The organism is Oceaniglobus ichthyenteri, assembly GCF_003057885.1.
In the GTDB taxonomy this organism is placed as follows: domain Bacteria; phylum Pseudomonadota; class Alphaproteobacteria; order Rhodobacterales; family Rhodobacteraceae; genus Oceaniglobus; species Oceaniglobus ichthyenteri.
The window spans coordinates 60,299-86,836 of record NZ_QAGK01000011.1 but is presented as its reverse complement, the minus strand read 5'-3'; the positions used below and the strand labels follow the sequence as shown (position 1 = coordinate 86,836).

Annotated in this window: 26 protein-coding genes; 16 read left to right on the top strand and 10 right to left on the bottom strand. The window is 59.8% G+C overall.

Annotated elements, in window-relative coordinates; genetic code table 11:
* Nucleotides 1–82: 82 nt before the first annotated feature.
* The 4 genes from ccoP to ccoN are packed head-to-tail and all read right to left on the bottom strand — an operon-like array spanning nt 83 to nt 3,579.
* Complete coding sequence (gene ccoP / locus C8265_RS15440) at nt 83–949, bottom strand: cytochrome-c oxidase, cbb3-type subunit III (protein ID WP_108484916.1); 867 nt, start codon at nt 947–949, stop codon at nt 83–85.
* Nucleotides 946–1,128 (bottom strand): cbb3-type cytochrome c oxidase subunit 3, encoded by a 183-nt coding sequence (locus tag C8265_RS15435; RefSeq protein ID WP_108484915.1) that lies wholly within the window; start codon nt 1,126–1,128, stop codon nt 946–948. Before C8265_RS15435 ends, ccoP begins: the two co-directional genes overlap by 4 nt.
* 8 nt (nt 1,129–1,136) lie before the next feature.
* The gene (gene ccoO, locus C8265_RS15430) at nt 1,137–1,967 is read right to left on the bottom strand and encodes a cytochrome-c oxidase, cbb3-type subunit II (protein WP_108484914.1); all 831 of its coding nucleotides are present in this window, start codon (nt 1,965–1,967) and stop codon (nt 1,137–1,139) included.
* Between the two features lie 13 nt (nt 1,968–1,980).
* Nucleotides 1,981–3,579, bottom strand: a complete 1,599-nt coding sequence (ccoN, locus tag C8265_RS15425; protein WP_108484913.1) for a cytochrome-c oxidase, cbb3-type subunit I — start codon at nt 3,577–3,579, stop codon at nt 1,981–1,983.
* Nucleotides 3,580–3,780: 201 nt separating this feature from the next.
* Between ccoN and C8265_RS15420 the strand changes: the two genes are divergently transcribed.
* Entirely contained in the window at nt 3,781–4,620 is an 840-nt protein-coding gene (locus tag C8265_RS15420) for a universal stress protein (RefSeq protein ID WP_164512353.1), read from the top strand.
* Nucleotides 4,621–4,639: 19 nt separating this feature from the next.
* On the opposite strand, the gene fnrL is transcribed toward C8265_RS15420, so the two are convergent.
* Nucleotides 4,640–5,419, bottom strand: coding sequence for a transcriptional regulator FnrL (gene fnrL, locus C8265_RS15415; protein WP_108484911.1), 780 nt, complete (start codon nt 5,417–5,419; stop codon nt 4,640–4,642).
* A 163-nt stretch (nt 5,420–5,582) separates the two neighbouring features.
* Here fnrL and C8265_RS15410 point away from each other — a divergent pair, with 163 nt between their 5' ends.
* Entirely contained in the window at nt 5,583–6,848 is a 1,266-nt protein-coding gene (locus C8265_RS15410; RefSeq protein WP_108484961.1) for a glycerate kinase type-2 family protein, read from the top strand.
* 44 nt (nt 6,849–6,892) lie between these two features.
* Here C8265_RS15410 and C8265_RS15405 read toward each other — a convergent pair whose 3' ends face one another.
* Nucleotides 6,893–7,261: a response regulator gene (locus C8265_RS15405; protein ID WP_108484910.1), complete on the bottom strand. Its 369-nt coding sequence runs from the start codon at nt 7,259–7,261 to the stop codon at nt 6,893–6,895.
* A gap of 243 nt (nt 7,262–7,504) precedes the next feature.
* Here C8265_RS15405 and C8265_RS15400 point away from each other — a divergent pair, with 243 nt between their 5' ends.
* From C8265_RS15400 to C8265_RS15390, 3 genes are read left to right on the top strand one after another with little or no spacing between them, the layout of a single operon-like run.
* Entirely contained in the window at nt 7,505–8,479 is a 975-nt protein-coding gene (locus C8265_RS15400) for a threonine-phosphate decarboxylase (RefSeq protein WP_108484909.1), read from the top strand.
* Entirely contained in the window at nt 8,476–9,378 is a 903-nt protein-coding gene (gene cbiB, locus C8265_RS15395) for an adenosylcobinamide-phosphate synthase CbiB (RefSeq protein ID WP_108484908.1), read from the top strand. Before C8265_RS15400 ends, cbiB begins: the two co-directional genes overlap by 4 nt.
* Before the next feature lie 54 nt (nt 9,379–9,432).
* Complete coding sequence (locus tag C8265_RS15390) at nt 9,433–10,617, top strand: lytic murein transglycosylase (RefSeq protein WP_108484907.1); 1,185 nt, start codon at nt 9,433–9,435, stop codon at nt 10,615–10,617.
* Nucleotides 10,618–10,676: 59 nt separating this feature from the next.
* Here the strand turns inward: C8265_RS15390 and C8265_RS15385 are convergent, their stop codons facing one another.
* The gene (locus C8265_RS15385) at nt 10,677–11,243 is read right to left on the bottom strand and encodes a YbjN domain-containing protein (protein ID WP_164512352.1); all 567 of its coding nucleotides are present in this window, start codon (nt 11,241–11,243) and stop codon (nt 10,677–10,679) included.
* Between the two features lie 248 nt (nt 11,244–11,491).
* On the opposite strand from C8265_RS15385, the gene C8265_RS15380 reads away from it, so the two are divergent.
* A complete protein-coding gene (locus C8265_RS15380) occupies nt 11,492–12,367 on the top strand; it encodes a PRC-barrel domain-containing protein (protein WP_108484905.1) in 876 nt (291 codons plus the stop codon).
* A 62-nt stretch (nt 12,368–12,429) separates the two neighbouring features.
* On the opposite strand, the gene smc is transcribed toward C8265_RS15380, so the two are convergent.
* Nucleotides 12,430–15,885 carry a chromosome segregation protein SMC gene (gene smc / locus C8265_RS15375; RefSeq protein ID WP_108484904.1) on the bottom strand — a complete coding sequence of 1,152 codons (3,456 nt, stop codon included), beginning with the start codon at nt 15,883–15,885 and terminating at the stop codon, nt 12,430–12,432.
* Between the two features lie 114 nt (nt 15,886–15,999).
* Nucleotides 16,000–16,467, bottom strand: coding sequence for an Lrp/AsnC family transcriptional regulator (locus C8265_RS15370; RefSeq protein WP_108484903.1), 468 nt, complete (start codon nt 16,465–16,467; stop codon nt 16,000–16,002).
* Between the two features lie 141 nt (nt 16,468–16,608).
* Here C8265_RS15370 and C8265_RS15365 point away from each other — a divergent pair, with 141 nt between their 5' ends.
* Complete coding sequence (locus C8265_RS15365) at nt 16,609–18,975, top strand: transketolase-like TK C-terminal-containing protein (RefSeq protein WP_108484960.1); 2,367 nt, start codon at nt 16,609–16,611, stop codon at nt 18,973–18,975.
* Nucleotides 18,976–18,990: 15 nt separating this feature from the next.
* On the opposite strand, the gene C8265_RS15360 is transcribed toward C8265_RS15365, so the two are convergent.
* Nucleotides 18,991–19,695: a GntR family transcriptional regulator gene (locus tag C8265_RS15360; protein ID WP_164512351.1), complete on the bottom strand. Its 705-nt coding sequence runs from the start codon at nt 19,693–19,695 to the stop codon at nt 18,991–18,993.
* 269 nt (nt 19,696–19,964) lie between these two features.
* On the opposite strand from C8265_RS15360, the gene C8265_RS19925 reads away from it, so the two are divergent.
* From C8265_RS19925 to C8265_RS15315, 9 genes are all read left to right on the top strand, one after another.
* On the top strand, nt 19,965–20,399 hold the full coding sequence (locus C8265_RS19925) for an aldolase/citrate lyase family protein (protein ID WP_108484901.1): 435 nt from the start codon (nt 19,965–19,967) through the stop codon (nt 20,397–20,399).
* Nucleotides 20,396–20,638 carry an HpcH/HpaI aldolase family protein gene (locus tag C8265_RS19920; protein WP_206050347.1) on the top strand — a complete coding sequence of 81 codons (243 nt, stop codon included), beginning with the start codon at nt 20,396–20,398 and terminating at the stop codon, nt 20,636–20,638. Before C8265_RS19925 ends, C8265_RS19920 begins: the two co-directional genes overlap by 4 nt.
* Entirely contained in the window at nt 20,635–21,111 is a 477-nt protein-coding gene (locus C8265_RS15345) for an OsmC family protein (RefSeq protein WP_108484899.1), read from the top strand. The genes C8265_RS19920 and C8265_RS15345 overlap by 4 nt, the downstream gene beginning before the upstream one ends.
* The gene (locus C8265_RS15340; protein WP_108484898.1) at nt 21,108–21,995 is read left to right on the top strand and encodes a polysaccharide deacetylase family protein; all 888 of its coding nucleotides are present in this window, start codon (nt 21,108–21,110) and stop codon (nt 21,993–21,995) included. Before C8265_RS15345 ends, C8265_RS15340 begins: the two co-directional genes overlap by 4 nt.
* The gene (locus tag C8265_RS15335; RefSeq protein ID WP_108484897.1) at nt 21,992–22,663 is read left to right on the top strand and encodes a fumarylacetoacetate hydrolase family protein; all 672 of its coding nucleotides are present in this window, start codon (nt 21,992–21,994) and stop codon (nt 22,661–22,663) included. Before C8265_RS15340 ends, C8265_RS15335 begins: the two co-directional genes overlap by 4 nt.
* Entirely contained in the window at nt 22,660–23,538 is an 879-nt protein-coding gene (locus tag C8265_RS15330) for a polysaccharide deacetylase family protein (RefSeq protein ID WP_206050346.1), read from the top strand. Before C8265_RS15335 ends, C8265_RS15330 begins: the two co-directional genes overlap by 4 nt.
* A gap of 61 nt (nt 23,539–23,599) precedes the next feature.
* Nucleotides 23,600–24,607 (top strand): TRAP transporter substrate-binding protein, encoded by a 1,008-nt coding sequence (locus tag C8265_RS15325; protein ID WP_164512350.1) that lies wholly within the window; start codon nt 23,600–23,602, stop codon nt 24,605–24,607.
* Between the two features lie 99 nt (nt 24,608–24,706).
* Complete coding sequence (locus C8265_RS15320; RefSeq protein ID WP_108484895.1) at nt 24,707–25,270, top strand: TRAP transporter small permease; 564 nt, start codon at nt 24,707–24,709, stop codon at nt 25,268–25,270.
* Nucleotides 25,271–25,272: 2 nt separating this feature from the next.
* The gene (locus C8265_RS15315; protein ID WP_108484894.1) at nt 25,273–26,535 is read left to right on the top strand and encodes a TRAP transporter large permease; all 1,263 of its coding nucleotides are present in this window, start codon (nt 25,273–25,275) and stop codon (nt 26,533–26,535) included.
* Nucleotides 26,536–26,538: the final 3 nt, after the last annotated feature.

Below are 26,538 nucleotides of genomic sequence, written 5' to 3'. Positions count from 1 at the left end.
ACCCCCGCCCATCCCCGAGTGCGAACAGGAGGGACCGGCAGAGGTGTGACCAGAGGCGGGGAACTTTGCCTCTGGTGTTCGATTATTCGCCGCCGCCCAACTGGTGAACGTAGGCCGCGACAGCGTTGATTTCGGCATCCGACAGGCGCGGTGTCCACGGCGGCATGATCCCAAAGCGGGCATTGCGCACGGTGTATTCCAACGCTTCGGCATTGCCGCCATACAGCCACAGTGCATCGGTCAGGTTTGGCGCGCCCAATTCCGGGTCGCCCATCCCTGCGTCACCGTGACACGCCGCGCAGTTGTCAAGAAACAGCTCGGATCCCGCCTCGGCCAAGGCTGCGTCGTGGTCCTGCCCTGAAATGTTCTGAACATAGTTGACCACCTGGGTGATCTCCTCGTCGGTGAACACTTCGCCGTATGCGGGCATTTCTGACCAACGCGCGTCAGGATCGGCCTCGTTGCGGATGCCGTGGCGCACGGTATAGGCGATGTTTTCGATATCACCCCCCCACAGCCAATCATCATCGAGCAGGTTGGGATACCCCAAGGCCCCCGCCGCGCCCGACCCGTGACACTGGGAACAGTTGGTGCGAAACACCGCCGCCCCCGCCGCACTGGCAAACCGGTTCAAATCGGGATCATCGGCCAGAACGGTCAGATCGACCGAGGCCAACTTCGCTGTCAGTTCGGCGTTCGCCTCTTCGACTGCGGCGATGTTTTCGGCAACTTCGGCCCGGGTCGAATACCCAAGCAAACCGGTTGTCGCGCCCGAGATCATCGGCCAGGCCGGATAGGCCACGGTATAGGCAACGCCCCAGATGATGGTGCCGTAAAAGCACCACAGCCACCAGCGCGGCAACGGGTTGTTCAGCTCTTTGATGCCGTCCCAATCGTGGCCGGTGGTGTCAACACCGGTGATCTGGTCGGTTTCTTTTTTGTTGCTCATTTCTTGCCCCCTTTCTTTATCGTCTCAAGTTCTTCGCGCAGGGGGATCTGCGAGATATCGTCATGTGTCTTGCGGCTGCCCGGGCGGAATGCCCATGCAATAACCCCAAGAAAAAACAACGTCATAGCCAGCAAAAACCAGCTGTCAGCCACGTAGCGCAGGAAAGTATATGTTTCCATGGTGCCCCCTATCGGCTGGCGTCAGGCGTGAAGGTCGAGAAATCGACCAAAGTACCCAACATTTGCAGGTAAGCAATCAGCGCATCCATTTCGGTGACGCGATCCTGACCGTCGAAATTGCTGACCACGGCCCCTGGATACCGCTCTAATAGCCCATCAATATCGCCATCACCAAACGGGTTGGCCTGGGTGATGAAATCGGCCTGGGCCAGTTCCACCATCTCGTCGGTATATGGTGTGCCGATAAAGCGGTGGGTGCTGAGCAGATCAGCGACATATTCACCGGTGATCGGCGTATCTGCCAGAAACGCATATTTCGGCATGATCGATTCCGGCACCACGGATTGCGGATCCTTCAGGTGGTCCACATGCCAGGCATCGGAATAGCGCCCGCCAACCCGGGCCACATCGGGCCCGGTGCGTTTGCTGCCCCATTGGTGGGGGTGATCATACATCGATTCCGCCGCCAACGAGTAATGGCCGTACCGCTCAACCTCGTCCCGCATGGGGCGGATCATCTGGCTGTGGCAGGTATAGCAGCCTTCGCGCACGTAAATGTCACGGCCGGTCAATTCCAACGGGGAATAGGGGCGCATGCCATCCACCTCTTCGATGGTGTTTTGCAGGTAGAACAGTGGTGCAATTTCCACGATCCCGCCGATCGACACCACCAGCAGCGAACACACCAAAAGCAAAGTCGGCGAGCGTTCGATGATCTGGTGACGCGCCAGAAACGACGACTGGTGCGGCAGCTCGTTGGGGATTTCTTCGGGAAAATCCTTTACGGTGCTGACATTTGGATCGTTTTCGGGATCCGGGATTTTTGTATTATTGGCCATATCTGCGGCCTCCTTATTCTGCAGGGACGCCAACGGGGGCCTTTACACGGGCACCTCCGCGGATCGTCATCCACATGTTCCAGCACATCAGCATGCCGCCAGCCAGGTACATGACCCCGCCCAGACCGCGCACAACGTACATCGGATATTTCGCGGACACCGTATCGGCGAACGAGTTGACCAAGAACCCTTGGGAATCCACCTCGCGCCACATCAGGCCTTCCATGATGCCGCTGACCCACATCGATGATGCATACAAAACGATGCCGATCGTGGCCAACCAGAAGTGCCAGTTGATCGCCGCCATCGAATGCATCTTTTCACGGCCCCACAGACGCGGAGTCAGGAAATACAGCGCGGCGAATGTGATCATGCCGTTCCAGCCCAAGGCACCGGAATGCACGTGACCAATGGTCCAGTCGGTGTAATGCGACAGCGAGTTCACAGCGCGGATCGACATCATCGGACCCTCGAATGTGGACATGCCGTAAAACGCCAGCGAAGCCACCATCATCCGGATGATCGGATCGGTACGCAGTTTGTCCCACGCGCCCTGAAGCGTCATCAGACCGTTGATCATGCCACCCCAGCTGGGCATCCACAGGATGATCGAAAACACCATGCCCAATGTCCCGGCCCAATCGGGCAGTGCGGTATAGTGCAAATGGTGCGGACCCGCCCAGATATAAAGAAAGATCAGTGCCCAGAAGTGGATGATCGACAACTTATAGCTGAACACGGGGCGACCGGCTTGTTTGGGCACAAAGTAATACATCATCCCCAGGAACCCGGCGGTCAGGAAAAAGCCAACGGCATTGTGGCCATACCACCACTGTACCATCGCATCCTGCACACCTGAAAACAGCTGTACGGATTTGCTGCCGAAGATCGAAACAGGAATGCTGATGTTGTTGACAAGGTGCAGCATCGCAACCGTGATGATGAACGCCAGCAAGAACCAGTTGGCCACATAGATGTGCTTTTCCTTGCGGGTGAACAGCGTGCCCATGAACACCAGAAGGAACGACACCCAGACGATGGTCAGCCAGATATCGGTGTACCACTCGGGCTCGGCGTATTCTTTCGATTGGGTCGCGCCCAGAACATATCCGGTCGCCGCCAGGACGATGAACAGGTTATAGCCCCAGAAAACGAACCACGCCAGATTGCCGCCCCAAAGACGCGTTCCACAGGTGCGCTGCACGATGTAAAACGACGACATGATCAGGGCATTGCCGCCAAACGCGAAAATCACCGCGCTGGTGTGCAGCGGGCGCAAACGGCCAAAGTTTGTAAAAGGTTGTGCAAAATCCAGATTCAAGACCGGAAAGGCCAGCTGAAACGCGATATAGGTTCCCACCAGAAACCCGACCACGCCCCAAAAAGCCGTGGCAATCACGCCATACCGGATCACGCCGTCCATATATCCGGTGCGGTCATCGACGCGCGGCGTGTCATCGAACCCGCGCAAAACCATGATGAACATGCCGGCGGCAGCCAGCATGATGATGATTGCATGCACCTGATAGGCGATATCACGCCCGTAATTGGCGGCAATCGCGGCGCACAGCGCGATCACCCCAAAGATGATAAGTTTAAATGTGTTGAACATACGTGTTCCCCGTCTTTCGAATTTCACCAAGCACGAATCGCACGTACCCAGCCCTGTTCACAGGTCAGGAATGCGGTATCGAATTTGACAGCGCCTTGATCTGGATCAACACTAATCACCCAATGCAATGATACCCGTCAAGGTGCCAACCTGCCACACATGGCAAACTTGGCGGGTAAACCATGTAGAAGGAGACCCAAGATGGCCTTTCGCACGCTCACAACCTTGATACACAGCGAAACCGACCAGACCGGCACATTGGATGCATCCATTGATCTGGCCCGCCGGTTGGACGCGCACCTGACGGTTGTATTGGCCGGGGTAAACGCGGTTGATCCGGGGGTGTATTATGCGGGGATGAACGCCGTCGTTCTGACCACCGCGCTCAACGATGCCGATGCCGCCGTCAAGGATATGGCAGACGCGCTCAAGCGACGTATGGCCGCAGAAGACATTACCTGGGATGATGTGTCCTTTGTCACGCCTTCCGCAAATGTGGGGCATGCCCTGGTGCAACGGGCGCGATTCGGTGATTTGACGGTGTTGCCACAGCCCTATGGCAAAGATGCCGTATCGGTGGATGTCGGCGCGCTTGAGGCGGTGCTGCTGGATAGCGCGGCGCCGGTTCTGGTGTTGCCCACAGGCGCGAAAACAGCCGCGCCACCCAAGAACATCCTGTTGCCCTGGGATCAGGGCGCGCCTGCCATGGCCGCCGCCCGCGCGGCGATTCCATTCATGGCCGAGGCGGACGAGGTTCTGATCTGCGTCATCGATCCGCCCTCCCATGGCCCGGAACGGTCGGACCCCGGCGGCGCATTGGCGGCGTTCCTGTCGCGCCACGGCGCAAAGGTACGGATTTCGGTCATTCCATCAAGCGGTCAGCGCATTTCAGACGTGATCCAGTCCGAGGCGAAATCGCAAGGGTCGGATATGATCGTGATGGGCGGGTACGGCCATTCGCGCACCCGTCAGTATATCCTTGGCGGTACAACCCGGCGGATGCTGGAACACAGCCCGCTGCCTATCCTCATGGCGCACTAACGCTATGGGCGCACCCGGTTCAGTGGCCCCCGCTGGCGAAGTCATCTTCGCCAGCCTCGGCGCGCAACCGCGCCATGTCAGGCACCGAAATCGCGCGATTGCCATCGGCCTCGATCACACCGGCGGCCTTCAGCGCCGAAATCTGGCGGCTGACAGTTTCCAACGTCAGCCCCAGATAATTGCCCATCATTTCGCGCGTCAGGGGCAACTCAAACGGTGTGGTGCGCGCGGTGCCGGGCACATGACTGCGCCGGGCAATCAACACCAGCAGACTGGCGATCTTTTCGCGCGCGGTCTTGCGGCCCAAAAGCAGCATCCATTCGCGCGCAGCGTCCAGTTCATCCAATGCAATTTCCAACAGGCGCCGGGCCACATTGGGCGTGGTCATCAACAGCGTTTCAAACGGACGACGGCGGAAACAACACAGCGTGACCGCGCTGACGGCGGTGACGTCATAGGGCGCCACCTCGCGCCCCGGTCGGCCGATGAAATCACCGCCCATCAAAAGGCCCACCATTTGCGTGCGGCCATCTTCCATGGATTGACTGATCGACGCGACACCGCTGACCACCGATGCCACATGCTCCATCCGATCGCCCCGCCACACGATCGGCTGACCGGGCGCAAAACTGCGATAATACTTGATGTTTTCCAACTGCTGCAACTCGGTCGATTCGCATTGCGAACATACCGCATTGTGACGAATCGGGCATTCGCTGCACCTCCCTACGGTTGAGGGCAGGGCAGGTTCGGCAGAAAAATCAGCCGGAAAGGAATGGGTGATATGGCGGTTTGACATGATGGGGCTTATCCTAGCCCGGAGCGGGGGGCGCAACAACCTTTTCCCCCTGTCGGCGCGCGAATCACACGGCACAATGCCGCACCCTGGCCGCGCCGCGCCTTGACAGCCGCCGCGCCACGGCCTTGTCTGTGGCAAAACACATCCGATGCGGGGCCACGCGATGCACACCACCGAAGATCTGCGCCAGGTTGCGCGCCGCATGTTCCTGTGCGCCGTGGCACAGGCCGATCCGGCAGCGGCGCTGACCCGGTTTCTTGGCCACACCCCGTTTCCCAAAGCCAAAGGTCAAACGATCTTGATCGCGATTGGCAAGGCGGCGCCGGCGATGATGGGCGCCGCCCTCGCGCATGTGACCGGCCCGCACCGGGCTTTGTGCATCACCCATCACGAAAACACCGCGCCCTGCCCCGGTGCCACCCTGATGCACGCGGGCCATCCGGTGCCCGATGCCGCCGGTTTGGCAGCAGGTCAGGCGGTGATCGCGCTTTTGGCCACGGCAGGCCCCGACGATCAGGTGATCGCACTGATTTCCGGCGGCGGCTCGGCCTTGGTTCCGGCCCCGGCCGAAGGGTTGGATCTGTCTGACAAGATTGCGCTGAACCGTGCTCTTTTGGCCAGTGGTCTGGATATCGTGGAAATGAACATGATCCGCCAACAGGTATCGCAATTGAAAGGCGGCGGGATGCTGCGCCTCGCCGCCCCTGCGCCGGTTACGGGATATATCCTGTCGGATGTGATCGGCGATGATCTGAATGCCATCGCCTCGGGGCCCACCACAGCACCAATCGGCACCCGCGCCCAGGCCCGCGAAACATTGCAGCGCGTCGGGGTCTGGGATGTGTTACCCCCGGCCATGCGCGCCCATCTCACCGCGCCCGCCGCGCCATACCCGGTGTTGCGCGCGCAAAATCATCTGATCGGATCAAACAGTCAATCAGTGGCCGCCGCCGCCACCGCAGCCGCGCCCGATTTCACTGCAAAAATCGTCAGCGAACGTCTGATCGGGGATGTGGGCGATGCGGCCCGCGCCATTCATGGGGCCGCCGCCAAAATTGCACCCGATGCGCCGCCTGTGGCCCTGCTTTTTGGGGGGGAAACCACGGTCAGGCTGACCGGCACGGGCTTGGGCGGGCGCAATCAGGAATTGGCGCTGCGGTTCGCCAAACTGGCCCACGCCACGCCCCTGGCCCGGCGCTGGTTGTTTCTGTCCGGCGGCACCGATGGGCGCGATGGCCCGACCCAAGCGGCGGGCGGCATTGTGGATGCCGACACCTGGGCGCGGATCACCGCCCAAGGCGACGCCGATGCCTTGCTTGCCAACAATGACAGCAACGCCGCGCTGACGCTTGCAAATGACCTGTTCATCACCGACGCCACAGGTACGAATGTGGCGGATATTCAGATTTTGCTGTCCATGCCCGTATAATTCAGGCGCAACCGGTACGATCCAGGCGGGCGGCACAGGCAAGGTTACCGCACCCCGGCGCTGCCGTAATGTTCAACAATGGCCGCCATGTCATCGGGGCGTGCAGTGCTGGCCAAGGTGGTGCAGGTATTGGGCACATGGGCAAACACCGACCCATCAGAAAAGAACGTATCCGACGTAACAGGGATGATTTTGGTTTCGGGGCGGCGATACCCCGCATAATCGGCCACTGCGAGGGGCGATCCATCCGACAGACCAAGGCTCAGGATCAGAACGTCAAACGCGGTGCGTTGCAACTGCCCGATGGCCTCGGCCTGAGAGGCCGAAATCGTCACCCGCGCGCCATGGCGGCGCAAACTGGCAGACCAAAGCGCCGACAAGGCTGTATTGTCTTCAACCATCAACACGTCCATGTGCCGCACTCCGTGTTTCGTGGCATTTACACTTAGGTAGGACTTGTGTGATCTAATTGCTAACGAAAAGTTAACAAAATCATGAACGGTTAATTGTTTTGCAGGCCCGAAACCCACAGGCGCATTTCCGCTTGCAGTTCCGGGCGTTCCGGTCACATTCCGCCAAACTGATCTGATCATGGACCCGAGCACCAAGATGGCCATTTCCTTTGCCCGCCGACATTTCATGCCCGATAATCAGGAATGATCGAACCGCGCGATCATGGGGGCGCGTTGGATGCCGCCTGCGCACGCTGGGGCGGTACACGGGCGGATTGGATCGACCTGTCCACCGGCATAAACCCCGTGCCTTTCCCCTTGCCAGATCTGCTCCTGTCCGATTGGGCCGCTCTGCCCGACGCGGGTGCGCGCACCGGTCTGGAACAGGCGGCGCGGGCCTTTTGGAACGTTCCCCCAAATGCCGACATACTGGCCGCACCCGGCGCATCATGCCTGATCTCGGCCCTGCCCCGGTGCCTGCCCGGCAAACGGGTGCAAATTCGCACCGACACCTATAATGAACACGCCGCCGCATTTCAGGCGGCCGGTTGGGCCGTCTCGGCCACCCCCGGCGACGTGCAGGTGGTCGTGCACCCCAACAACCCGACAGGAGAGTTCCTTGCGGGGGATATGTCAGGCTTTGCCGTTATCGACGAAAGTTTTTGCGACACGGCCCCGCACCAAAGTTTTGTGCATACGGCTGGCGACGATCGCGTAATCCTGAAAAGCTTTGGCAAATTCTGGGGTCTTGCCGGGCTTCGGCTGGGTTTTGCCATCGGGGCGCCCGATCTGATTGCCGCTTTGCGCGCGCACCTTGGCCCTTGGCCCGTAGCGGGGCCGGCACTGCGCATCGGTACGGCCGCGCTGAAAGATCATTCATGGGCCGATGAAACCCGCATCCGGCTGGCCGGTGACGCCGCGCGCCTTGATGCGCTGATGCAGGCGGGCGGGGCCACGGTGCAGGGCGATTGCCCGCTGTTCCGTCTTTATACCGTGCCGGATGCCAGCGCGTGGCACGCGCATTTTGCCGCGCACAAGATTCTGACGCGCACCTTTCCTTACAATACTACTTGGTTGCGCTTGGGGTTACCGGCACCCGAACACTGGCACCGGGTCAAAACCGCCTGCGGGACGGTGGGCGGGGCGATGGCGCAGCCGAGCGTCGCGCAGCGGCCATGACCCTGATCCTCGCTCTGATCCTGGATGCCATCTTTGGCGAACCGCGCTGGCTGTGGTCGCGTCTGCCGCACCCGGCCGTGTTGATGGGCCGCGCCATTTCCCGGCTTGATACAACGCTCAACACCGGACGTGGACGGCGGGCAAAAGGCATCATCGCGCTGGCCCTTTTGATCGCCCTTGCGCTGGCCATTGCGGCGTTGATTGCCGCCATTCCGCTTGGCCCGCTTCCTGAACTGATCGTCGCCGCAATCCTGTTGGCCCAGCGCAGTCTGGTCGACCATGTGCGCGCCGTCGCTGACGGCCTGCGCCGCTCCACGGCCGATGGCCGGCGCGCCGTTGCCATGATCGTCAGCCGGGACACGGCACAAATGAACGACACCGCCGTGGCGCGCAGCGCGATTGAATCCGCTGCCGAAAACCTTTCCGATGGCGTCATCGCGCCGGCGTTCTGGTTTGCGCTTGCCGGTCTGCCGGGGCTGTTGATCTACAAAATCACCAACACCGCCGACAGCATGATTGGCTATCGCACCCCCCGTCATGCCGACTTTGGCTGGGCCGCCGCGCGCTTTGACGACCTGCTCAACCTGATCCCGGCACGGCTCACCGCCTTGATTTTAGCCTTGACCACGGGGCAGATGCGCCACTGGGCCGCGATCCGCGCCGACGCCAAACGCCATAAATCCCCCAATGCCGGCTGGCCCGAGGCGGCGATGGCCCGCGCCCTTGATATCGCCCTTGCTGGCCCGCGCAGTTATGAAGGCCAGACCACACCGTTTCCCTATGTCAACCCGACCGGCCGCCACAGCCTGAGCGCCGATGATATCGACGGCGCCATAAAACTGCTCTGGCGCAGTTGGGCCTCTGCTCTGGCGCTTTTGATCTGCATTGCATTTGTCTGACCGGATGCGCCTGCTACACTCCTCCAGATTTCATTTCGCCCAAAGGATAATTTGATGATACGCACCGTCGCCACCGTTACGACCCTCTTGTTGTCCGCACCCATGGCGCTGGCCCAATCCCCGGTTGACTGCGGCGGCAGCTTTGCCGATTTCCGCACCAGGATGGAGACCGAGGCCGTGGCCCGCGGCCATGACCCGGCCAAGGCCCGGGCCTTTTTCCAAGCCACGCGCATGGATCAACGCACCCTTGACGCCGACCGCCGCCAAGGCGTGTTCCAAATCCCCTTCGTCGACTTTTCGCGCCGCCTGATCAGCCAGAATCGCATCGACAATGGCCGCGCCAACCTGCGCAAATGGTCCGAAACCTTTGACCGTGTGCAATCGGAATTTGGTGTCAGCCCCGGAGTGCTGACCGCGTTCTGGGCGCTTGAAACCGATTATGGCGCGGTGCAGGGCGATTTCAATACGGTCAATTCCCTGATGACCCTGGCCCATGATTGCCGCCGCCCCGACCTGTTTCGCCCACAAGTGTTCGCCGCGCTGGAATTATATGAAAAGGGCGAAATTGACCCCGCCACCACCACCGGGGCCTGGGCCGGTGAAATCGGCATGGTGCAAATGCTGCCGCGCGATATTCTGGAAAATGGCCGCGATGGGGATGGCGATGGCAAGGTCAGTCTGAAAACCTCTCCCGCCGATGCGCTGATGTCGGGCGGGGCAATGCTGCAATCGTTGGGCTGGCGCGCCAATGAACCGTGGTTGCATGAAATCAACGTGCCTGCCGATCTTGACTGGTCGAAAACCGGCCTGAACCATCCCCAAACCGTGGCACAATGGGCGGCCCTGGGCATCACCCCGCGCAACGACCCCTTGGCCGCGCCTGACACAATCGCCCGCGTTCTGCTGCCTCAAGGGCGCAAAGGCCCGGCGTTTCTGGCCTATCCCAATTTCGATGTCTACTTTGAATGGAACCAAAGCTTTGTTTACGTGGCCACCGCCGCCTATTTCGCCACCCGGCTGGAAGGCGCCAAGGTGTTTGACGCGGGCACGCCCGAACCGGGCCTGTCGAACGATCAAATGGAACGCCTGCAGGCCAAACTGGTTGCACGGGGCCATGATGTAGGTGGAATCGATGGTATTCTGGGTGCAAAAACCCGCGAGGCGGTGCAGCTCGAACAACAGCGCCTCGGCCTGCCTGCCGATGCCTGGCCTACCCCGGCTCTGCTGTCAAAACTTTAGGCGCATGTGGGATGGCGGGTGGGGTGTCGGCGCAGCCGCACGTCACCCCCATCACCCGCTTAAACGCCCAGCTGTTCCTCCCAGATCGAAACCAGCTGCCGCCACAGATCCAGATAGGTGGCAAATGTTTCCGGCCCCATTCCATCATCACGCATCAGCAAATCCATCTGCATCCGCGGATGCCCCTCATCGCTCAGCCACGCCCGAATATAGCGATACCGCCCGTTGAACTCATTCATTTCGGCCGCATCAATCGGACGATCAACGATATACCCGCTGTGAAACTGCACACCTTTGCAGTTTTGCCCATCTTGACAGTCCAGAAAATACACCCAGTATTCCGTGCGCGAAATCTTTCCCGTGATCAACGGATTGCCGCCATTGGATGTTGTCAGGCGCGCTTGATACCCCTCGGCCAACATCACCTGCTGAATCGAAGCCGGGTCAGATGCCAGCAATCCTTTGCGCAGCCCGCCTGGCTCTTCTGGGGGTGGCAAGGGCGTCACGCCGGGTGTTGCCGGGCTCTCGGTTACCGGAAAACTGCCCACGCCTTTGCTGATCCCCTGTGCCAGCGCCGGTGTGCAGACAAGGGCGGCGACCACGCCGATAGTGGTAAGTAATCTCATTTTGAAAATTCCCTTCCCAAAGCTATTGTTCAACTTAACCGCACCACGCGCCATTCGGTCAAGCACGGTGAAACCAACGCCGCCTATCTGACAAAAATTGTCACAAACGCGCGCCGCGCCCGGTTGGTTCCCCGGTAAAAAAAGGTTCACAATTTATTTTACAAGCCGGAACTTACCGACCCGGTTGGCCATTGGTTGTTCAGATCGCAGGGCAATGACCCTCGTAAAAAAGATAGGAGATCTCGACAATGAAACGTTTTCTGACAACCACCGCTTTCGCAACCCTGTTCGCTGTTCCCGCTCTGGCCGACAGCCACACCATGAACAGCCCGTTCTTTGCCTCCGAAGCCGACGTTTCGCAGTTTGAAATGCGCGCCTCGACCCTGATCGGCAAGCGTTTGTATACATCCGAAAACGAGATGAGCCCCGATGGCTACATGGACGTATCCGACGATTGGAACGACGTCGGTGAAATCAGCGACATTCTGATTTCACGCGAAGGCAAAACCGAAGCCGTTCTGCTGGATATCGGCGGTTTCCTCGGCTTGGGCGAACGTACAGTGGCCGTGACAATCGATCAGTTGCAGTTCGTGCGCGATGGCGACGGTGAAGGCGACTATTGGATCGTTGTAAAAGCCACCGAAGCCCAGCTGGACAATGCTCCCGAATTTGACGTCGACCGCGTTGATGCCTGGACCCGCTCGGCCGATGGCGGCGCATATCAGCGTCGCGATGCAGTGGCCACGACCGAAACCGCGCCCGTTGTTGCCACAGACGACACCATGAAAATCGATCGCATGGCCCGCGATCCGATCAACACCGACAACATGGTTGCCTTTGATATCGGTGATCTGAACACCGAAGATCTGACAGGTGCGCCCGTCTATGACGTGAACAACGAGTGGATCGGCGAAGTTTCCGAACTTCTGATCAGCAACGAAGGCCAAGTAACCGAAGTCATCATGGATATCGGTGGTTTCCTGGGCATGGGCGAACATCAGGTCGCCATGTCGATGGACCAGATCCAGCTGATGCGCGACGCTGACGATGCCGACGAAATATCGGTACATGTCGACGCAGCCGGTGAAACGCTGAAGGACATGCCCGAGTACGAAGCAAAATAAGCTGAGCACTTTGGGATGATATCCTGAAAAATCGGGTCGGCGCATCACGCGCCGACCCTTTTTCATGCCACCAGGCTTTCGGCTTTTTTCAGATCAACCGAAACAAGCTGGCTCACGCCCTGTTCGCCCATGGTGACGCCAAACAACCGATCCATCCGCGCCATGGTCACCCCGTGGTGGGTGATGATCAGGAACCGTGTGTCGGTCTGGCGGGTCATTTCGTCCAACATATCGCAAAACCGGGTGACATTGGCATCGTCCAGCGGCGCGTCCACCTCATCCAGCACGCAAATCGGCGCAGGATTCGCCAGGAACACCGCAAAGATCAGCGCCATCGCCGTCAGCGTCTGCTCTCCGCCCGACAACAACGATAACACCGACAGTTTTTTGCCCGGCGGTTGGCACATGATTTCCAGCCCCGCATCCAACGGATCATCGGATTCCACCAATTCCAGCTTTGCCTCACCGCCGCCGAACAGATGGGTGAACAGCATGCCGAAATTGCTGTTCACCTGCTCAAATGCGGTCAGCAAACGTTCGCGCCCTTCGCGGTTCAACCCGGCAATGCCACTGCGCAGGGCCTTGATCGCCTCTTCCAGATCGGCCTTTTCCGTGACCAGCAGATCGTGCTCGTCACGCACCTCTTTGGCGTCTTCTTCGGCGCGCAGGTTCACCGCACCCAAGGCATCGCGCTGCCGTTTCAGCCGGTTCACCTCGGATTCGATCTGTTCTGCGGGCGGCATTTTTTCGGGGTCGGCCTCAAGCGTGTTCAGCAAGGCATCGGGCGACAGATCCAACGCCTCTTCGATCCGTTCAGCGGCCTGAGTTGCGGCATCGCGCGCGCCCATTTCCCGTGCCTCGGCAACCGCGCGGGCCTCGCGGGCATCGCTGGCGGCGCGTTCACCATCGCGCGCGGCGATCACCGTCTGGCGCAGGGCAGTTTCCGCCAGAGTCAGTGCATCGCCCGAGGCCTGACGGCGCGCCGTCGCTTCCTCAAACGCGCTATCCATTTCGGCGCGTTTGCGGGCAATATCATCGGGAATCCCCCGCGCCTGGGCCAATTCGGCGCGCGATGCGGCCAGCCGCGCATCCAGTTCGCCCATGCGTTTTTCCGCTGTTTCAAGCCGGGTGCGCCATCCCGCCAAATCCTTTTCAACCGCCTTTTGGCGGCGCACCCGGGCTTCGCCATCGCGGCGCAATTCATCGTGAAACGACCGCCGCTGCATCATTGTCATCCGCGATGCTTCGACGGTCATCTTGATGTCTTCGACATCGGCGCGCAGGGCCGACAGATCGGCCAGACCGGCGACGGCGGTTTGTGCTTCTTTGGCGCGGCGGCGCGCCTCCATCGCCTCTTCTTCGTGGCGAGCCACGGCCAGGCGCGCGCTTTCCAGTTTACCGGCGGAAATGTTGCGATCTGCCTCAACACGTGACAGGGCGCGGTTGGCATCGGCCAATTGCCGGTCGGCATCGCGGCGCGCCGCGCGGGCGTCATGATCGGCCCTGGTCGCCTGATCAAGCCTTTGCTTCAGCATCTCATGGGCTTGTGCCGCATCATCGGTCTGGGATGCCAGGCGCGCGATATCCTGTTTCAGCCCTTCCAGCCGGTTCATTTGTTGCAACCGCAACGCGGCGGTTGATGGTGCATCTTCGGCCCCGGCGCGAAACCCATCCCAGCGCCACAAATCGCCCTCGACACTGACCAACCGTTGGCCCGGCAACAACCGGCCCTGCATCTGGCTGCCCTCTTGCCGGGCGACAATTCCAATCTGGCCGATCCGCCGGGCCAGGACATCGGGCACCCTCACATGATCGCCCAGCGATGGGATGCCTTCGGGCAACTCCTGCGCCCTGTCGTATTCGGGCAACGGCGCCCAACCCGACACGCCCGCCACATCAATCGCGGGCGCGCGCAGATCATCGGCCAACGCCGCGCCCAGCGCCGCCTCGTATCCCGGTGTGACGCTCAACAGGTCCATCACCTGCCCGGCTTCCGCGGTATCGCGCGCCACCAGTTTCGCCAGCGCCGCCGCCTCGGCGCGCAATGCGCCCAATTCGCCCTCGGCGGCAGACCGTTGCGCACGCGCCTCGGCCTCGCGCGATTGCACATCACTGCGCGCCTCATCCGCCGCCAACAGCGCCGCCTCGACGTCTTCGGCCAGATCGGCGGCGGTGTCTTGCGCCTCTTGTGCCATTTCAAATGCGGCTTCGGCCTCGGACAATGCGGTTTGCGCCGCTGCAACGGCTGTGCGGGCCAGTTCGGCATCGTGTTCGGCGCGGTCGCGGGTGCGGGTGGCGTCTTCGGCCAGGCGGTGCGCCGATTGATGGCGGGCCGACAGGCGCGCCACATCTTCGGTCTGTTGCGATAGGGCGGTTTCGCGCGATGCCAACACATCGCGCGCCTCGGCTGCGGCCTCGGCCGCTTGCGCCAGGGCGTCGTCCTGCCCCTCCATGTCACGCAGCAAACGGCGCAACTCATCCTCAAGCCGGGCAATGGTTTCACCGGCATCACTGTTCAGGGTCTCTTCGCGCTCGGCGTCTTTTTCCAACTGATCGATCCGGGCACGCAAGGCATCAATCTGCGTCTGCGCCCGGGTTTCGGATTCGGCCAATTGCTCGCGCTCAACCTCAAGGCGCTGCAAAACCGCCACCGCAATTGCCGCCTCTTCGCGCAGGGGCGGCAGGGACTCTTCGGCCTGATCGCGGGCGGCATCGGCCACAAGGGCGGCCCGCTCGGCCTGCGTTGCTGCGGCGATTTTGGCACGCAAATCGGATTCGGCCGCGGCGCGCGCCACGTCCGCCTCGCGCCAGCGGCGATACAACAACAAGCCTTCGGCGCGGCGCAAATCGGCGCCGATTTCACGATATCGCGCCGCTTGCCGCGCCTGGCGCGACAACTGCGCAAGCTGGGTTGCCAGTTGTTCAACCACGTCATCAACGCGCAGCAGATTTGCCTCGGCACCTTTCAGTTTCAACTCGGCCTCGTGACGACGCTGATAGAGGCCGGAAATGCCTGCTGCTTCTTCCAATATCCGCCGCCGCGCCTTGGGTTTGGCGTTGATCAGTTCTGAAATCTGCCCCTGACGCACCAAGGCCGGGGAATGCGCGCCGGTTGAAGCATCGGCAAACAACATCTGAATATCGCGCGCCCGCACATCGCGGGCGTTCGCCTTATAGGCCGATCCGGCATCGCGGGTGATCCGGCGCGTTACCTCCAACACATCGGCATCGTTAAACCCGGCCGGGGCCAGCCGTTCGGAATTATCGATATGCAGGGATACTTCGGCAAAGTTGCGCGCGGGCCGCGATGCGGCGCCGGCAAAAATCACATCTTCCATACCGCCACCGCGCATCGCGCTGGCACGATTTTCCCCCATGACCCAGCGCAACGCCTCAAGCAGATTCGATTTGCCACAGCCGTTCGGCCCAACAACCCCGGTCAGCCCTTCGGCAATGACCAGATCGGTTGGATCGACAAAGGATTTGAACCCGTTCAATTTTAACCGGGTGAACCGCACGCTGTGTCTGCCTCATTTTTGTGTCGCGCTGTTGGCCCGGCGGAAACGCCCAGGCCAACGCGCCGGTGGTATAGGGGTGATTTGCCGACAGGGCAAAAGGAAACTCGGCCCCTGTCACTGATCCAGAATCCGCGCCAGCCCCGATTTGACCCGCCGCAGGGGAATCGAGCTTTCGATGGATGTCACGCCGGGGATCTTGGTGAATGTGCCGGTCAGGAACTGTTCAAAATCGGCCAGACCGCGGGTGGCGACGCGCAACAGATAATCGCGATTGCCAGTCATCAGCCAGCAATCCACCACCTCGGGATAGCGGCGCACCGCTGCTTCAAACTTTGCCAAAGCATCATCAACCTGCCGGTCAAGTTTCACCGATACGAACACCGAAAATTCAAAGCCCAGCGCCGCCTCATCCAACAGGGCGGCATAGCCGGTGATGATTCCCGCGTCCTCCAACATCCGTACCCGACGCGCGACCGGCGAAGGGCTCAGCCCAACGCCTTCGGCCAGATCGTTGATCGTGGCGCGCCCGTTTTTCTGCAACATCCTGAGAAGGGCCAAATCGTAAGTATCAAGTTTGGTCATTATCGCCACTTTTTCTGTAATTTTTGGCGATACTAACCAATGCATCCCCTATCAGCCAAAAAAATTGATAAGGATATGCGCGCATTTCCGGGTATTGTGAGAAAAAACAATGCCCCAAAACCGTTGCCCAAAGGTTGTGATATGAATACCGCTGATCCGCTCAAGACCCTGGAAACCCGCCTTTTGTGGCTGTCGCATTGGATGATTCACCACGCCAATCACATCCGCCCCAAAGAGGACGGGATCAAGATCGGCGGGCATCAGGCCAGTTCTGCCTCAATGGTGTCGATCATGACGGCGCTGTATTTTTCGGCCCTGCGGCCCGAAGATCGGGTGGCGGTGAAACCCCATGCCTCGCCCATTTTTCATGCAATGCAATATTTGATGGGCAATCAAACCCTGGAAAAAATGCAGAACTTTCGCGGCTTTGGCGGCGTGCAAAGTTACCCCAGCCGCACCAAGGATGGCGATGATGTGGATTATTCCACCGGGTCGGTCGGTTTGGGCGTGGCGATCACCGCGTTCGGGTCAATCGTGCAGGATTACATCACCGCCAAGGATTGGGGCGGCGACATACCCTTGGGGCGGCACGTCGCCCTGGTTGGAGATGCCGAGTTGGACGAAGGCAATGTGTATGAGGCCCTGCAAGAGGGGTGGAAAAACGATCTGCGCAATTGTTGGTGGATCATTGATTACAACAGGCAATCCCTGGATGGGGTGGTGCGCGAGGGGCTGTTTGAGCGGATTGAAAAGATATTTGAGGCGTTCAGTTGGAATGTGATCCGCATCAAACACGGGGCCTTGCAACGCGCCGCGTTTGAGGAAGAAGGCGGCGCCGCCCTGCGCGACTGGATTGATGCCTGCCCGAACCAGCAATATTCGGCCCTGACCTATCAGGGCGGGGCGGTGTGGCGCAAACGGCTGATGGATGATCTGGGCGATCAGGGGCCTGTTTCGGCACTGATCGAGCGGCGCAGCGATGAAGAATTGAGCGCGCTGATGGAAAACCTGGGCGGCAATTGCGTAACCACCATGGCCGATGTGTTTGCCAGCGTGAAAGATGATCGGCCCACCTGTTTTCTGGCCTATACGATCAAAGGTTGGGGCACGCCGATTGCCGGGCACAAAGACAACCACGGCGGGTTGATGACCAAGACGCAGATGGCCGATTGGCAGGCGCATATGGGTGTGCCAGAGGGGCAGGAATGGGATAAATTCGCCGCGGTCGATGACCCCGACGCATTGCAATCCTTTCTTGACCGCGTGCCATTTTTCGCCAGGGGTCGGCGCCGGTTTTCCGATGATATTTTGCCCGTTCCTGAAATCACCCTGTCCTCTGACCGCGAGATTTCAACCCAGATGGCTTTTGGCAAAATCCTTGACGATCTGTCAAAGGGCCAAAGCGATCTGGCCGCACGTATCGTCACCACATCGCCCGATGTGACCGGCACAACCAACCTTGGCCCTTGGGTGAACCGGCGCAAGCTTTTTTCCCGCAAGGCACAGACCGACGCGTTTATCGAACACCGCATTCCATCAACCGCGAAATGGGAATTTACCCCCGAGGGTCAGCATATCGAACTGGGCATTGCGGAAATGAACCTGTTTTTGTTGCTGGGCGCGGCGGGCCTGTCGCATTCGTTGTTTGGCAAACGGTTGATTCCGATTGGCACGCTGTATGATCCGTTTGTCATGCGCGGCCTCGATGCGTTGAATTACGCCTGCTATCAGGACGCGCGGTTCATCGTGGTTGGCACACCGTCGGGCGTCACCCTGGCCCCCGAGGGCGGCGCGCACCAATCCATCGGCACCCCCCTGATCGGGATGAGCCAGGATGGATTGGCCGCGTTTGAACCGGCCTTTGCCGATGAATTGGCGGTGATCATGGGCTGGGCCTTTGATTATCTTCAGCGCGACGGCACCGGTGACCCGGACGAACACACCTGGCTGCGCGATGAAATCGGCGGTTCGGTCTATTTGCGCCTGTCCACCAACCCGGTCGATCAACCGGGGCAACGGCCCGATACCGATTGGCAACAGGGCGCGATTGATGGGGCCTATTGGCTGCGCAAGCCGGGGCCGAACTGCGACGTCGTCATTGCTTATCAGGGGGTCATTGCGCCAGAGGCAATTCGCGCCGCCGGGGCCTTGGGCGAACATCGCCGCGATGTGGGGGTTCTGGCCGTCACGTCGGCGGATCGGTTGAATGCCGGCTGGACAGCGGCCCAGCGCGCCCGCACCCGCGGCCAGACCGACGCCACCAGCCATGTAGAGCGGTTGATGCAAGATCTGCCGCCCCATTGCCGGTTGGTCACGGTGATTGATGGCCACCCCGCCACGCTGTCATGGCTTGGCTCGGTTGCGGGCCACCGCACGATTCCGCTGGGGGTTGAGCATTTCGGCCAAACCGGAACCATCGGCGATTTGTACCGCCACTTCGGCATTGACGCCGAAAGCATCGTGAACAAGATCGGCGCGCTGACCGATGGTCGGCGGATCGGGCGATAAATCCGACGCCTGCGGTCAGGGCGCGGTTTGCGGCCTGACCTGACTTGATTTGATCCGGGTCACATGTTCGCGCATCAACAATTCGGCGCGCCAGCCTTCGCCGTTTTGAATGGCATCGAAAATCCGGTGATGGTCGTCATGGCGGCTTCGGATCTGGGCCTGTGTGAACGATACGATATTGCGCAGGCTGCTGGCCGGGCGGGCCAGGGCCAGGCGCAAAGTTTCTTCCAACATCTGGTTTTCGGCGGCTGCCATCACCGCGTTGTGAAAGGCAATGTTCATTTGCCGATATGCCTCCATCTGCGCGGTGGTTTCGCGAAAACCGGCGACAATTTCATCGCCCTGTGCAAGGGCGCGCCGAAATGCATCGGTGACGGCCGGGTCGGGGGTGCGTTCGGCGGCCAGCCGACAGGCCAACCCTTCCAGTACGGCCCGAATTTCAAACGCCTCGGCGATGCTTTCGTCGGAATAGCTGCGCACGGTAAAGCCGCAGTTTGTTTCATAATCCAACAGCCCTTCGGCGGCCAACGCGTGCAATGCGGCCCGCGTTGGGGTGCGCGATACCCCCAATTGCAGGCTGAGCCGGGCTTCGTTCACCCGCTCTCCGGCGTGAATTTCGCCTGCCAGAATGCGTTCGCGCAAACGGTCGGCCACCTGCATTGATCGTGGGCCGCGACGTGCGCGTTTTGGCGAATCGGGGGTGTCAAAAGTATCGGTCATGGGGCGCATCCGTATAGTTTATTATTTGGGAATATAACCGAGGATGAAGAATCGCGTACAATTATTCTAAAGATTGGAATCCAAAGGTTGCCCGCTGCCCCATCGTAATTTTAACAATTTGTTTTTATTTACTATTTCAAAATATTACCCCTCCTACCTCCGATAACTTCAAAAAAGTTTGACAGATGCAAATAAAATTGTGCACAATTTTCTACACGGGTCTGTGTTCAGCTTAAGCAGAGCAATTGCACGACAGAGGGGGGTATCGGATGGCGAACCTGCGCCAACGGTTAAGGGGTGAGACTCCGCTTTGTGCGGTGAATCCCGGCGGTGCAGGGTTGGCCGTGGGCGATGCGCTGGCGCGTATTGCCGATAGCGCACTGTTCATTGATTGCGAACGCACCGCCATTGGCATCACGCAGGCCGCGCATATGGCGCGCGCCGCCCGCGCGGCGGGTCTGGCGACGTTGCTGCGCACCGAAAGCGTGGCACCGGGCAGCATCATTCGATACCTCGATTGCGGAGTTGATGCGCTGGTGGTGCCACAGGTCGAAAGTGGCGCGCAGTGTGCCGCCCTGGCGCAACTTTTTGACGTGCACGCAGCGACCGCGCCGCGCACTGCCCTGATCGCACAAATCGAAAGCGTGGCAGGCACGGTGCACTGGATGACATTGCCGATAACCCCGGTGTTGCGGCGGTTTTGATCGGGCCAAATGATCTGGCCGCATCCATGGGCCATCCGGGGCAACCGACCCACCCCGATGTGCAAGCAGCGGTAAATGACATTGCCAATCGATTGCGCGCACACGGTATGCCCTTTGGCCTGCCGGTGGCGCGCGACACGGCCCGCGATTGGCACGCCAAAGGTGCGCGGCTGTTTTACCTGACCCTTACGCAGATCCTGAACGAGGGGCTGCATCCCTGGAGGATTGATCCCACATGAATGTTCGCAAAAAGCCCCTTATCCGCGTCAACGTCGAAGGCCACTGCCCCACGATGAGCCTGACCGAAGTGCGCATGCGCAACCACGCCTTTGTCATTGATGAACCACCCTATCGCCACGGCACCGATGTGGGGCCGACCCCGCTTGAAACCATGTTGGGCGCGCTGGTGGCCTGTACCAATGTAATTGCCCGCCGCATTGCCCACGAGCGGGGGATCCACCTGCATTTTCGCCGCATCGGATGCGAGGGCATGTTGGATCATCGCGGCATCGACGCCGAGGCCGACGTCCCGGTGCCGTTCCCCGATATTCGCCTGACGCTTGAGGCGGAAACCGATGCCGACGCGGCAACGCTCGATTCTCTGCGCGACGCACTTGAGGCGCGGTGTCCGATGTCGGTGATCCTGCGCGCGGCCGGAACCAGGATCGAAACCGAATGGCAGGTTACAAAGCCAAAGGAGAGCACAACATGACCGACAGAATCCCATCATCGCGCGCGCCGTTTTCGGCGATTGTCGACCGCCCGCCGCTGAAACTGCCGGGCGATAACCGCATTATCGTCTGGACCATTGTGAACCTTGAGGTGTGGGATATTTCCAAACCCATGGCGCGCCAGGTGATTCCGGCCCCCACCGGCCAAACCCTGTTGCCCGATGTGCCGAATTGGTCGTGGCACGAATACGGGATGCGTGTTGGTGTATGGCGGTTTTATGATCTGTATGAAAAGCTGGGCATCAAACCCACCCTATCCATCAACGCCCGCGTGATCGAGGATTACACCCGCGTGGCCGAACAGGCACGCGATGCCGGGTGGGAGTTTATGGGCCATGCTTGGGAGCAAGGCCCGATGCACAAGATCGAAGATCAGCGCGGCATGATCAAACGGTCAATGAATACGATGCATGAGTTCACCGGCAAACCATCGGTTGGCTGGCTTGGCCCCGGGTTGACCCAAACCTATGACACGCCCGAATTGCTGGCCGAGGCGGGGGTGAAATATATCGGCGACTGGGTGTATGACGATGAACCCACGGCGATTTCCACCGACAATGGCCCACTTGTCACCCTGCCCTATTCGGTTGAGTTGAACGATATCCCGACGATGATCGTGCAGCACCACGAATCCGGCTATTGGAAACAGAAATGTTGCGATCAGTTTGATCGTTTGTGGCAAGAGGGGGCCGACCGCCCGCGGATCATGGCGATTGCCATTCACCCCTATATCTCGGCCCAACCCCACCGGATCAAATATCTTGAAGAGGTATACAGCCATATCAACGCCCATGACGGTGTGCTGCATATGAACGGCGAAGAGATTTATGATTGGTATAATGCCAGTCACAAGGTGCACCCATGACCGCGACCCTGGCCATAACCGGGCGCGATGAACGGTTCACAGTGCGGCGGATTTATTGCGTCGGGCGCAACTATGCCGCGCATATCCTGGAAATGAACGAAGGCGCCGATCCACGCGATCCACCGTTCTTTTTCCAAAAACCCACCGATGCGGTGGTTGAAACCGGTGCAACCGTGCCGTACCCGCCAATGACCGATGATTTGCAATTCGAACTTGAACTGGTCGCCGCCATCACCACCGGCGGGCGCGAAATCACGGTTGAAAACGCCCTGAACCATGTCGGGTATTATGCCATCGGCATTGATCTGACCCGGCGCGATCTGCAATTTCGCGCCCGTGAAAAAAGCTGGCCCTGGGAAATGGGCAAATCTTTCGATCATTCCGCCCCCATCGGCCCGCTGTGCCCGGTGGGCGATGCGGGCCATGATACCCGTGCCATCACCCTGTCGGTCGATGGCACCGAACGGCAAAATTCGACTACGGCGCATATGATCTGGTCGGTGGCCGAAATCATCGCCAACCTGTCGCGCCAATATAAATTGCAGCCCGGCGATGTGATTATGACCGGCACCCCCGAAGGGGTTGGCGCGGTCACCCCCGGGCAAAAGATTAAGGCACGCGCCGACGGCCTGCCGCCCCTGTCGATCACCATAGGAGGCCCGGAATGACCCGCATGTTGCCAAATCAACGGCTGGAGTATTCCGCCATATCCGAACGCGCGCCGCTGTCTTTGCCGGGTGGCAAAAAGCTGGCGGTTTGGGTGATCGTCAATATCGAGGAATGGGATCCCGAACGCACGATGCCGCGCACCGTTCTGACGCCCCCGGCAGGCGGATCGCCCACGCCCGATGTACCGAATTGGGCCTGGCACGAATACGGCAACCGCGTTGGGTTCTGGCGGCTGCTCAAGGTGTTTGACGATTTCAACATTCCTGCCTGTCTGGCAATCAACGGATCGGCGATTGACAGTTACGCACCGATTTCACGCGCCGCCCATGAACGGAATTGGGAATTTATCGGCCACGGATTTACCCAACAAAACATGCAAAAGGTGCCCGACGAACCCGAGGATATTCGCAAAACCACCGAGGCGATCGAGCGGTTCACCGGCCAAAAACCCCGCGGCTGGCTGGGCCCCGGTCTGACCGAAACATGGGATACGCCCGAACATCTGGTCGATGCGGGGTATGATTATGTTTGCGATTGGGTGCTTGACGATCAACCGGTCGATCTGCGCACGCGCAATGGCTCAATCGTCAACATTCCTTATACCCAAGAATGTAACGATGTGGCGATGATGCTGATTCAACACCACGCCGCGCGCGAATATCGGGATCGCGCGTTGGATCAGGCCGAACAATTGCTTGACGATGCAACCGGATCGGCGCGGGTGATGGCCTTGGTCTTGCACCCCTATATCATGGGCGCGCCGCATCGCTGCCGGTATTTCCGCGAAGTGATCGAAAATCTATCGCAGCGCGATGATGTTACCTTTACCACCGGCGGCGCGCTTTGCGACTGGCACAAGGCCCAAAAAACATAACAAAAACAATGAAATGGAACAGGTCGGGCCAACCCGTCCGACCCAACGGGAGAGAATGAAAATGAATGTATCTTTAAAATTAACCGCCGCCACCGCATTGGTGGTTGCGCAAATCATCGGGCTGTCGGCGGCCAGCGCGCAAACCTATAACATGAAAATCGCCCACCTGCTGCCACCCGGCGATCCGCGCGATCTGGGCGCGCAAAAGGTAGGTGAGCTGTTAGAGGCGGACGAGCGCTGCGATATCGCCGTTCAGGTGTTTCCATCGGGCCAGTTGGGCGGATTTACCGAAATCAACGAAGGCGTGCAATTCGGCTCGATCGAGATGAGCGTGCAGCCCGCCGCCTATATGGCACCGATCAACATAACTTCGGCGATCCTGGATTTTCCGTTCTTCTGGCCCACCGACACCGACAAATTGCTGGCGCTTCACCAAGGCCCCGCTGCCGCCATGCTGGCCGAATCGTTTGATAAATACGGCCTTGTCATGCTGGATATCTGGCACACCGGGTTCATGCAGTGGACATCAAATGAACCCCTGAACACCCTCGCCGCCTATGAGGGCAAGCTGGCGCGCGTGATGCCATCAGAGCTGATGACCGAACGCCAGATCCTGCTGGGCCTCAGCCCGACAACGATGCCGTTTTCCGAAACCTACAGCGCGCTGCAGAACGGATCCATCGGGGCGCAGGAAAACCCGATTCCAACCACATACAACATGAAATTCCACGAAGTGCAGGATTACGTGACGATGACATCGCACGGCACGCTGGATCAATACGTGACCGTGAACAAAGCGTGGTGGGAAAAGCTGACCGATGAGTGCCGCACGGCCATCGACGAAGCCGTCACCGCAGGCAACAAGGTGTCGTTCGATGAAACCGCCCGTCAGGAAAAAGAATATATCGAACTGATCCGCCAAGGCGGCGTCGAAGTTGTCGAAGTCAGCGAAGATGAGCGCGCGGCGATGCGCGATGCCACGCTGCCAGGGATCAAAAAGTGGTATCTGGAACGCACCGGAGATGAGGGTCAGGCGATCCTCGACGCATTTGAAGCCGAAATGCAATAGCGCGACACCTTCGGTTCGTCATCCGACCCGCCCCATTCCGGGGCGGGCACCCCCTGTCTGTTACCCGGTACAAACCGGCCCCTAGCCAAAGGAAGACCCGTGCCCGGACATCCCGCCAGCCGCTTTCTCGACCGGATCGACACCGTGATCGATTTCTTCGCGGGATTGTCGCTTATGATGATCACCGCAATCGTATTTCTGAACGCGCTGGGGCGCTATCTGTTTTCGTTCAACATCTTGGGTGCGGAAGAAGGCGCGCGTCTGTTGATGGTGTATCTGTGTTTTCTGGGCACCTATACGTTGTTGCGGCGGGGCGGCCATGTCAGCGTGGATATCGTGATGCTGATGGCATCTGCGAGGGTACAGCGCGTGATGCGCGGATTGATCGGGCTGCTTGTTGTGCTGGTGATGGGGTTTCTGGCCTATACCGCGTGGCAATTGGTGATTTTTTCGGCCGGCACCGGACAACGCAGCACGACATTGCCGGTGCCGCGTTACTTTTTCTTTTTGCCCGCCGCGCTTGGCGCCACGCTGGCCACCTTGTCGGGCCTTGAAACCCTGTTTCAGGCGTTCACCAACAGGTTGCCACCGCTCCCCGATGTGCTGGCCCCCGAGGTGGTGGCGGGCGCCACGCCCGCGCCCGTTGCCGACAAGGAGATATAGCCATGCCGGCCATCGTTTTTTCTGCTGTTGCCCTTCTGGCGCTGCTTATGTCGGCGCCGATCTTTCTGGCAATTCTTGCCGCCACCGTGGTCGGGTTTGAGGTTTTCGCACCGCCGATCCCGTCAATGGTTTTGCCTCAGCGGATGATTGATGGGGTCAACCGGTTTGCCCTTGTTGCGATTCCGCTGTTCATCTTTGCCGCCGATATCATTTCACGCGGGCAAATCGGCAAACGTCTTGTCGTGCTGACGGAATCGATGACCGGGCATATCACCGGCGGCGTGGCCATCGCCACCGCCGGGGCCTGTGCGATCTTTGGCGCGATGTCGGGCATCGGGCCGGCGGCTGTGGTGTCGATCGGGCCGATTGTTTTTCCGTCACTGGTGCGGCAGGGGTACAGCCGCGGGTTTGCCGTGGGGCTGATCCTGTCGGCCTCGACCCTGGCGATGTTGGTGCCGCCCAGCGTGGCGATGATCCTGTATGCGATTGAAACCAACAATTCGGTTGGCGCGATGTTTCTGGCCGGGTTGACCACGGGGGCGGTGTTTACCCTGGTTTTGGGGGTGTATTCCTATGTCTATGCCCGGGTACGCGATATCGGCAAATCGCCAAAGGCATCCTGGCGCGACCGGATGATTGCCCTGCGCCGGGCGGGATGGGCGCTGGGCCTGCCGGTAATCGTATTGGGCAGCATTTATACCGGTGCGGCCACCCCGACCGAGGCGGCGGCCTTTGCCTGTGTGTATGCGATGTTTGTCGAAACCCTGATCTATCGTCAGTTGCGGATACGCGATCTGCCGAAAATCTCGGCGGCCTCGGCCCAGACCATCGCCATTTTGCTGATCCTGATCGCGGCAGGCACGGTGATGACCTATTTCATGACGCTGATGCAGTATCCGGTAAAAATCAGTCAGGCGATTGGCGGGTTTGCCCCGGAAACCCTGCTGGCGATGATCAACTTTGCGTTTCTGATTGCTGGGATGTTCATTGATCCGAACTCGGCCATCATTGTCATGGCGCCGCTGATCTATCAGTCGGCCATGGCGGTCGGGATTGATCCGATCCATCTGGGTGCTGTCGTGGTTGTGAACGTGTCTATCGGGATGATCACGCCGCCTTTCGGGCTGAACCTGTTTATTGGGATGACAACCTTTCGCCTCGGCTACGGCGAAGCCGTGAAAGGGGTGCTGCCGTTTGTCGGGCTAATGATCCTCGTGCTGCTGCTTGTCACCTATATTCCCGCGATTTCGCTATTTTTACTCTGAGGC

Bases quoted from the DNA above. Each gene is read 5' to 3' on its own strand.
- ccoP (WP_108484916.1), bottom strand. From the start codon at position 949: ATGAGCAACAAAAAAGAAACCGACCAGATCACCGGTGTTGACACCACC.
- C8265_RS15435 (WP_108484915.1), bottom strand. From the start codon at position 1,128: ATGGAAACATATACTTTCCTGCGCTACGTGGCTGACAGCTGGTTTTTG.
- ccoO (WP_108484914.1), bottom strand. From the start codon at position 1,967: ATGGCCAATAATACAAAAATCCCGGATCCCGAAAACGATCCAAATGTC.
- ccoN (WP_108484913.1), bottom strand. From the start codon at position 3,579: ATGTTCAACACATTTAAACTTATCATCTTTGGGGTGATCGCGCTGTGC.
- C8265_RS15420 (WP_164512353.1), top strand. From the start codon at position 3,781: ATGGCCTTTCGCACGCTCACAACCTTGATACACAGCGAAACCGACCAG.
- fnrL (WP_108484911.1), bottom strand. From the start codon at position 5,419: ATGTCAAACCGCCATATCACCCATTCCTTTCCGGCTGATTTTTCTGCC.
- C8265_RS15410 (WP_108484961.1), top strand. From the start codon at position 5,583: ATGCACACCACCGAAGATCTGCGCCAGGTTGCGCGCCGCATGTTCCTG.
- C8265_RS15405 (WP_108484910.1), bottom strand. From the start codon at position 7,261: ATGGACGTGTTGATGGTTGAAGACAATACAGCCTTGTCGGCGCTTTGG.
- C8265_RS15400 (WP_108484909.1), top strand. From the start codon at position 7,505: ATGATCGAACCGCGCGATCATGGGGGCGCGTTGGATGCCGCCTGCGCA.
- cbiB (WP_108484908.1), top strand. From the start codon at position 8,476: ATGACCCTGATCCTCGCTCTGATCCTGGATGCCATCTTTGGCGAACCG.
- C8265_RS15390 (WP_108484907.1), top strand. From the start codon at position 9,433: ATGATACGCACCGTCGCCACCGTTACGACCCTCTTGTTGTCCGCACCC.
- C8265_RS15385 (WP_164512352.1), bottom strand. From the start codon at position 11,243: ATGAGATTACTTACCACTATCGGCGTGGTCGCCGCCCTTGTCTGCACA.
- C8265_RS15380 (WP_108484905.1), top strand. From the start codon at position 11,492: ATGAAACGTTTTCTGACAACCACCGCTTTCGCAACCCTGTTCGCTGTT.
- C8265_RS15370 (WP_108484903.1), bottom strand. From the start codon at position 16,467: ATGACCAAACTTGATACTTACGATTTGGCCCTTCTCAGGATGTTGCAG.
- C8265_RS15365 (WP_108484960.1), top strand. From the start codon at position 16,609: ATGAATACCGCTGATCCGCTCAAGACCCTGGAAACCCGCCTTTTGTGG.
- C8265_RS15360 (WP_164512351.1), bottom strand. From the start codon at position 19,695: ATGACCGATACTTTTGACACCCCCGATTCGCCAAAACGCGCACGTCGC.
- C8265_RS19925 (WP_108484901.1), top strand. From the start codon at position 19,965: ATGGCGAACCTGCGCCAACGGTTAAGGGGTGAGACTCCGCTTTGTGCG.
- C8265_RS15345 (WP_108484899.1), top strand. From the start codon at position 20,635: ATGAATGTTCGCAAAAAGCCCCTTATCCGCGTCAACGTCGAAGGCCAC.
- C8265_RS15340 (WP_108484898.1), top strand. From the start codon at position 21,108: ATGACCGACAGAATCCCATCATCGCGCGCGCCGTTTTCGGCGATTGTC.
- C8265_RS15335 (WP_108484897.1), top strand. From the start codon at position 21,992: ATGACCGCGACCCTGGCCATAACCGGGCGCGATGAACGGTTCACAGTG.
- C8265_RS15330 (WP_206050346.1), top strand. From the start codon at position 22,660: ATGACCCGCATGTTGCCAAATCAACGGCTGGAGTATTCCGCCATATCC.
- C8265_RS15325 (WP_164512350.1), top strand. From the start codon at position 23,600: ATGAATGTATCTTTAAAATTAACCGCCGCCACCGCATTGGTGGTTGCG.
- C8265_RS15315 (WP_108484894.1), top strand. From the start codon at position 25,273: ATGCCGGCCATCGTTTTTTCTGCTGTTGCCCTTCTGGCGCTGCTTATG.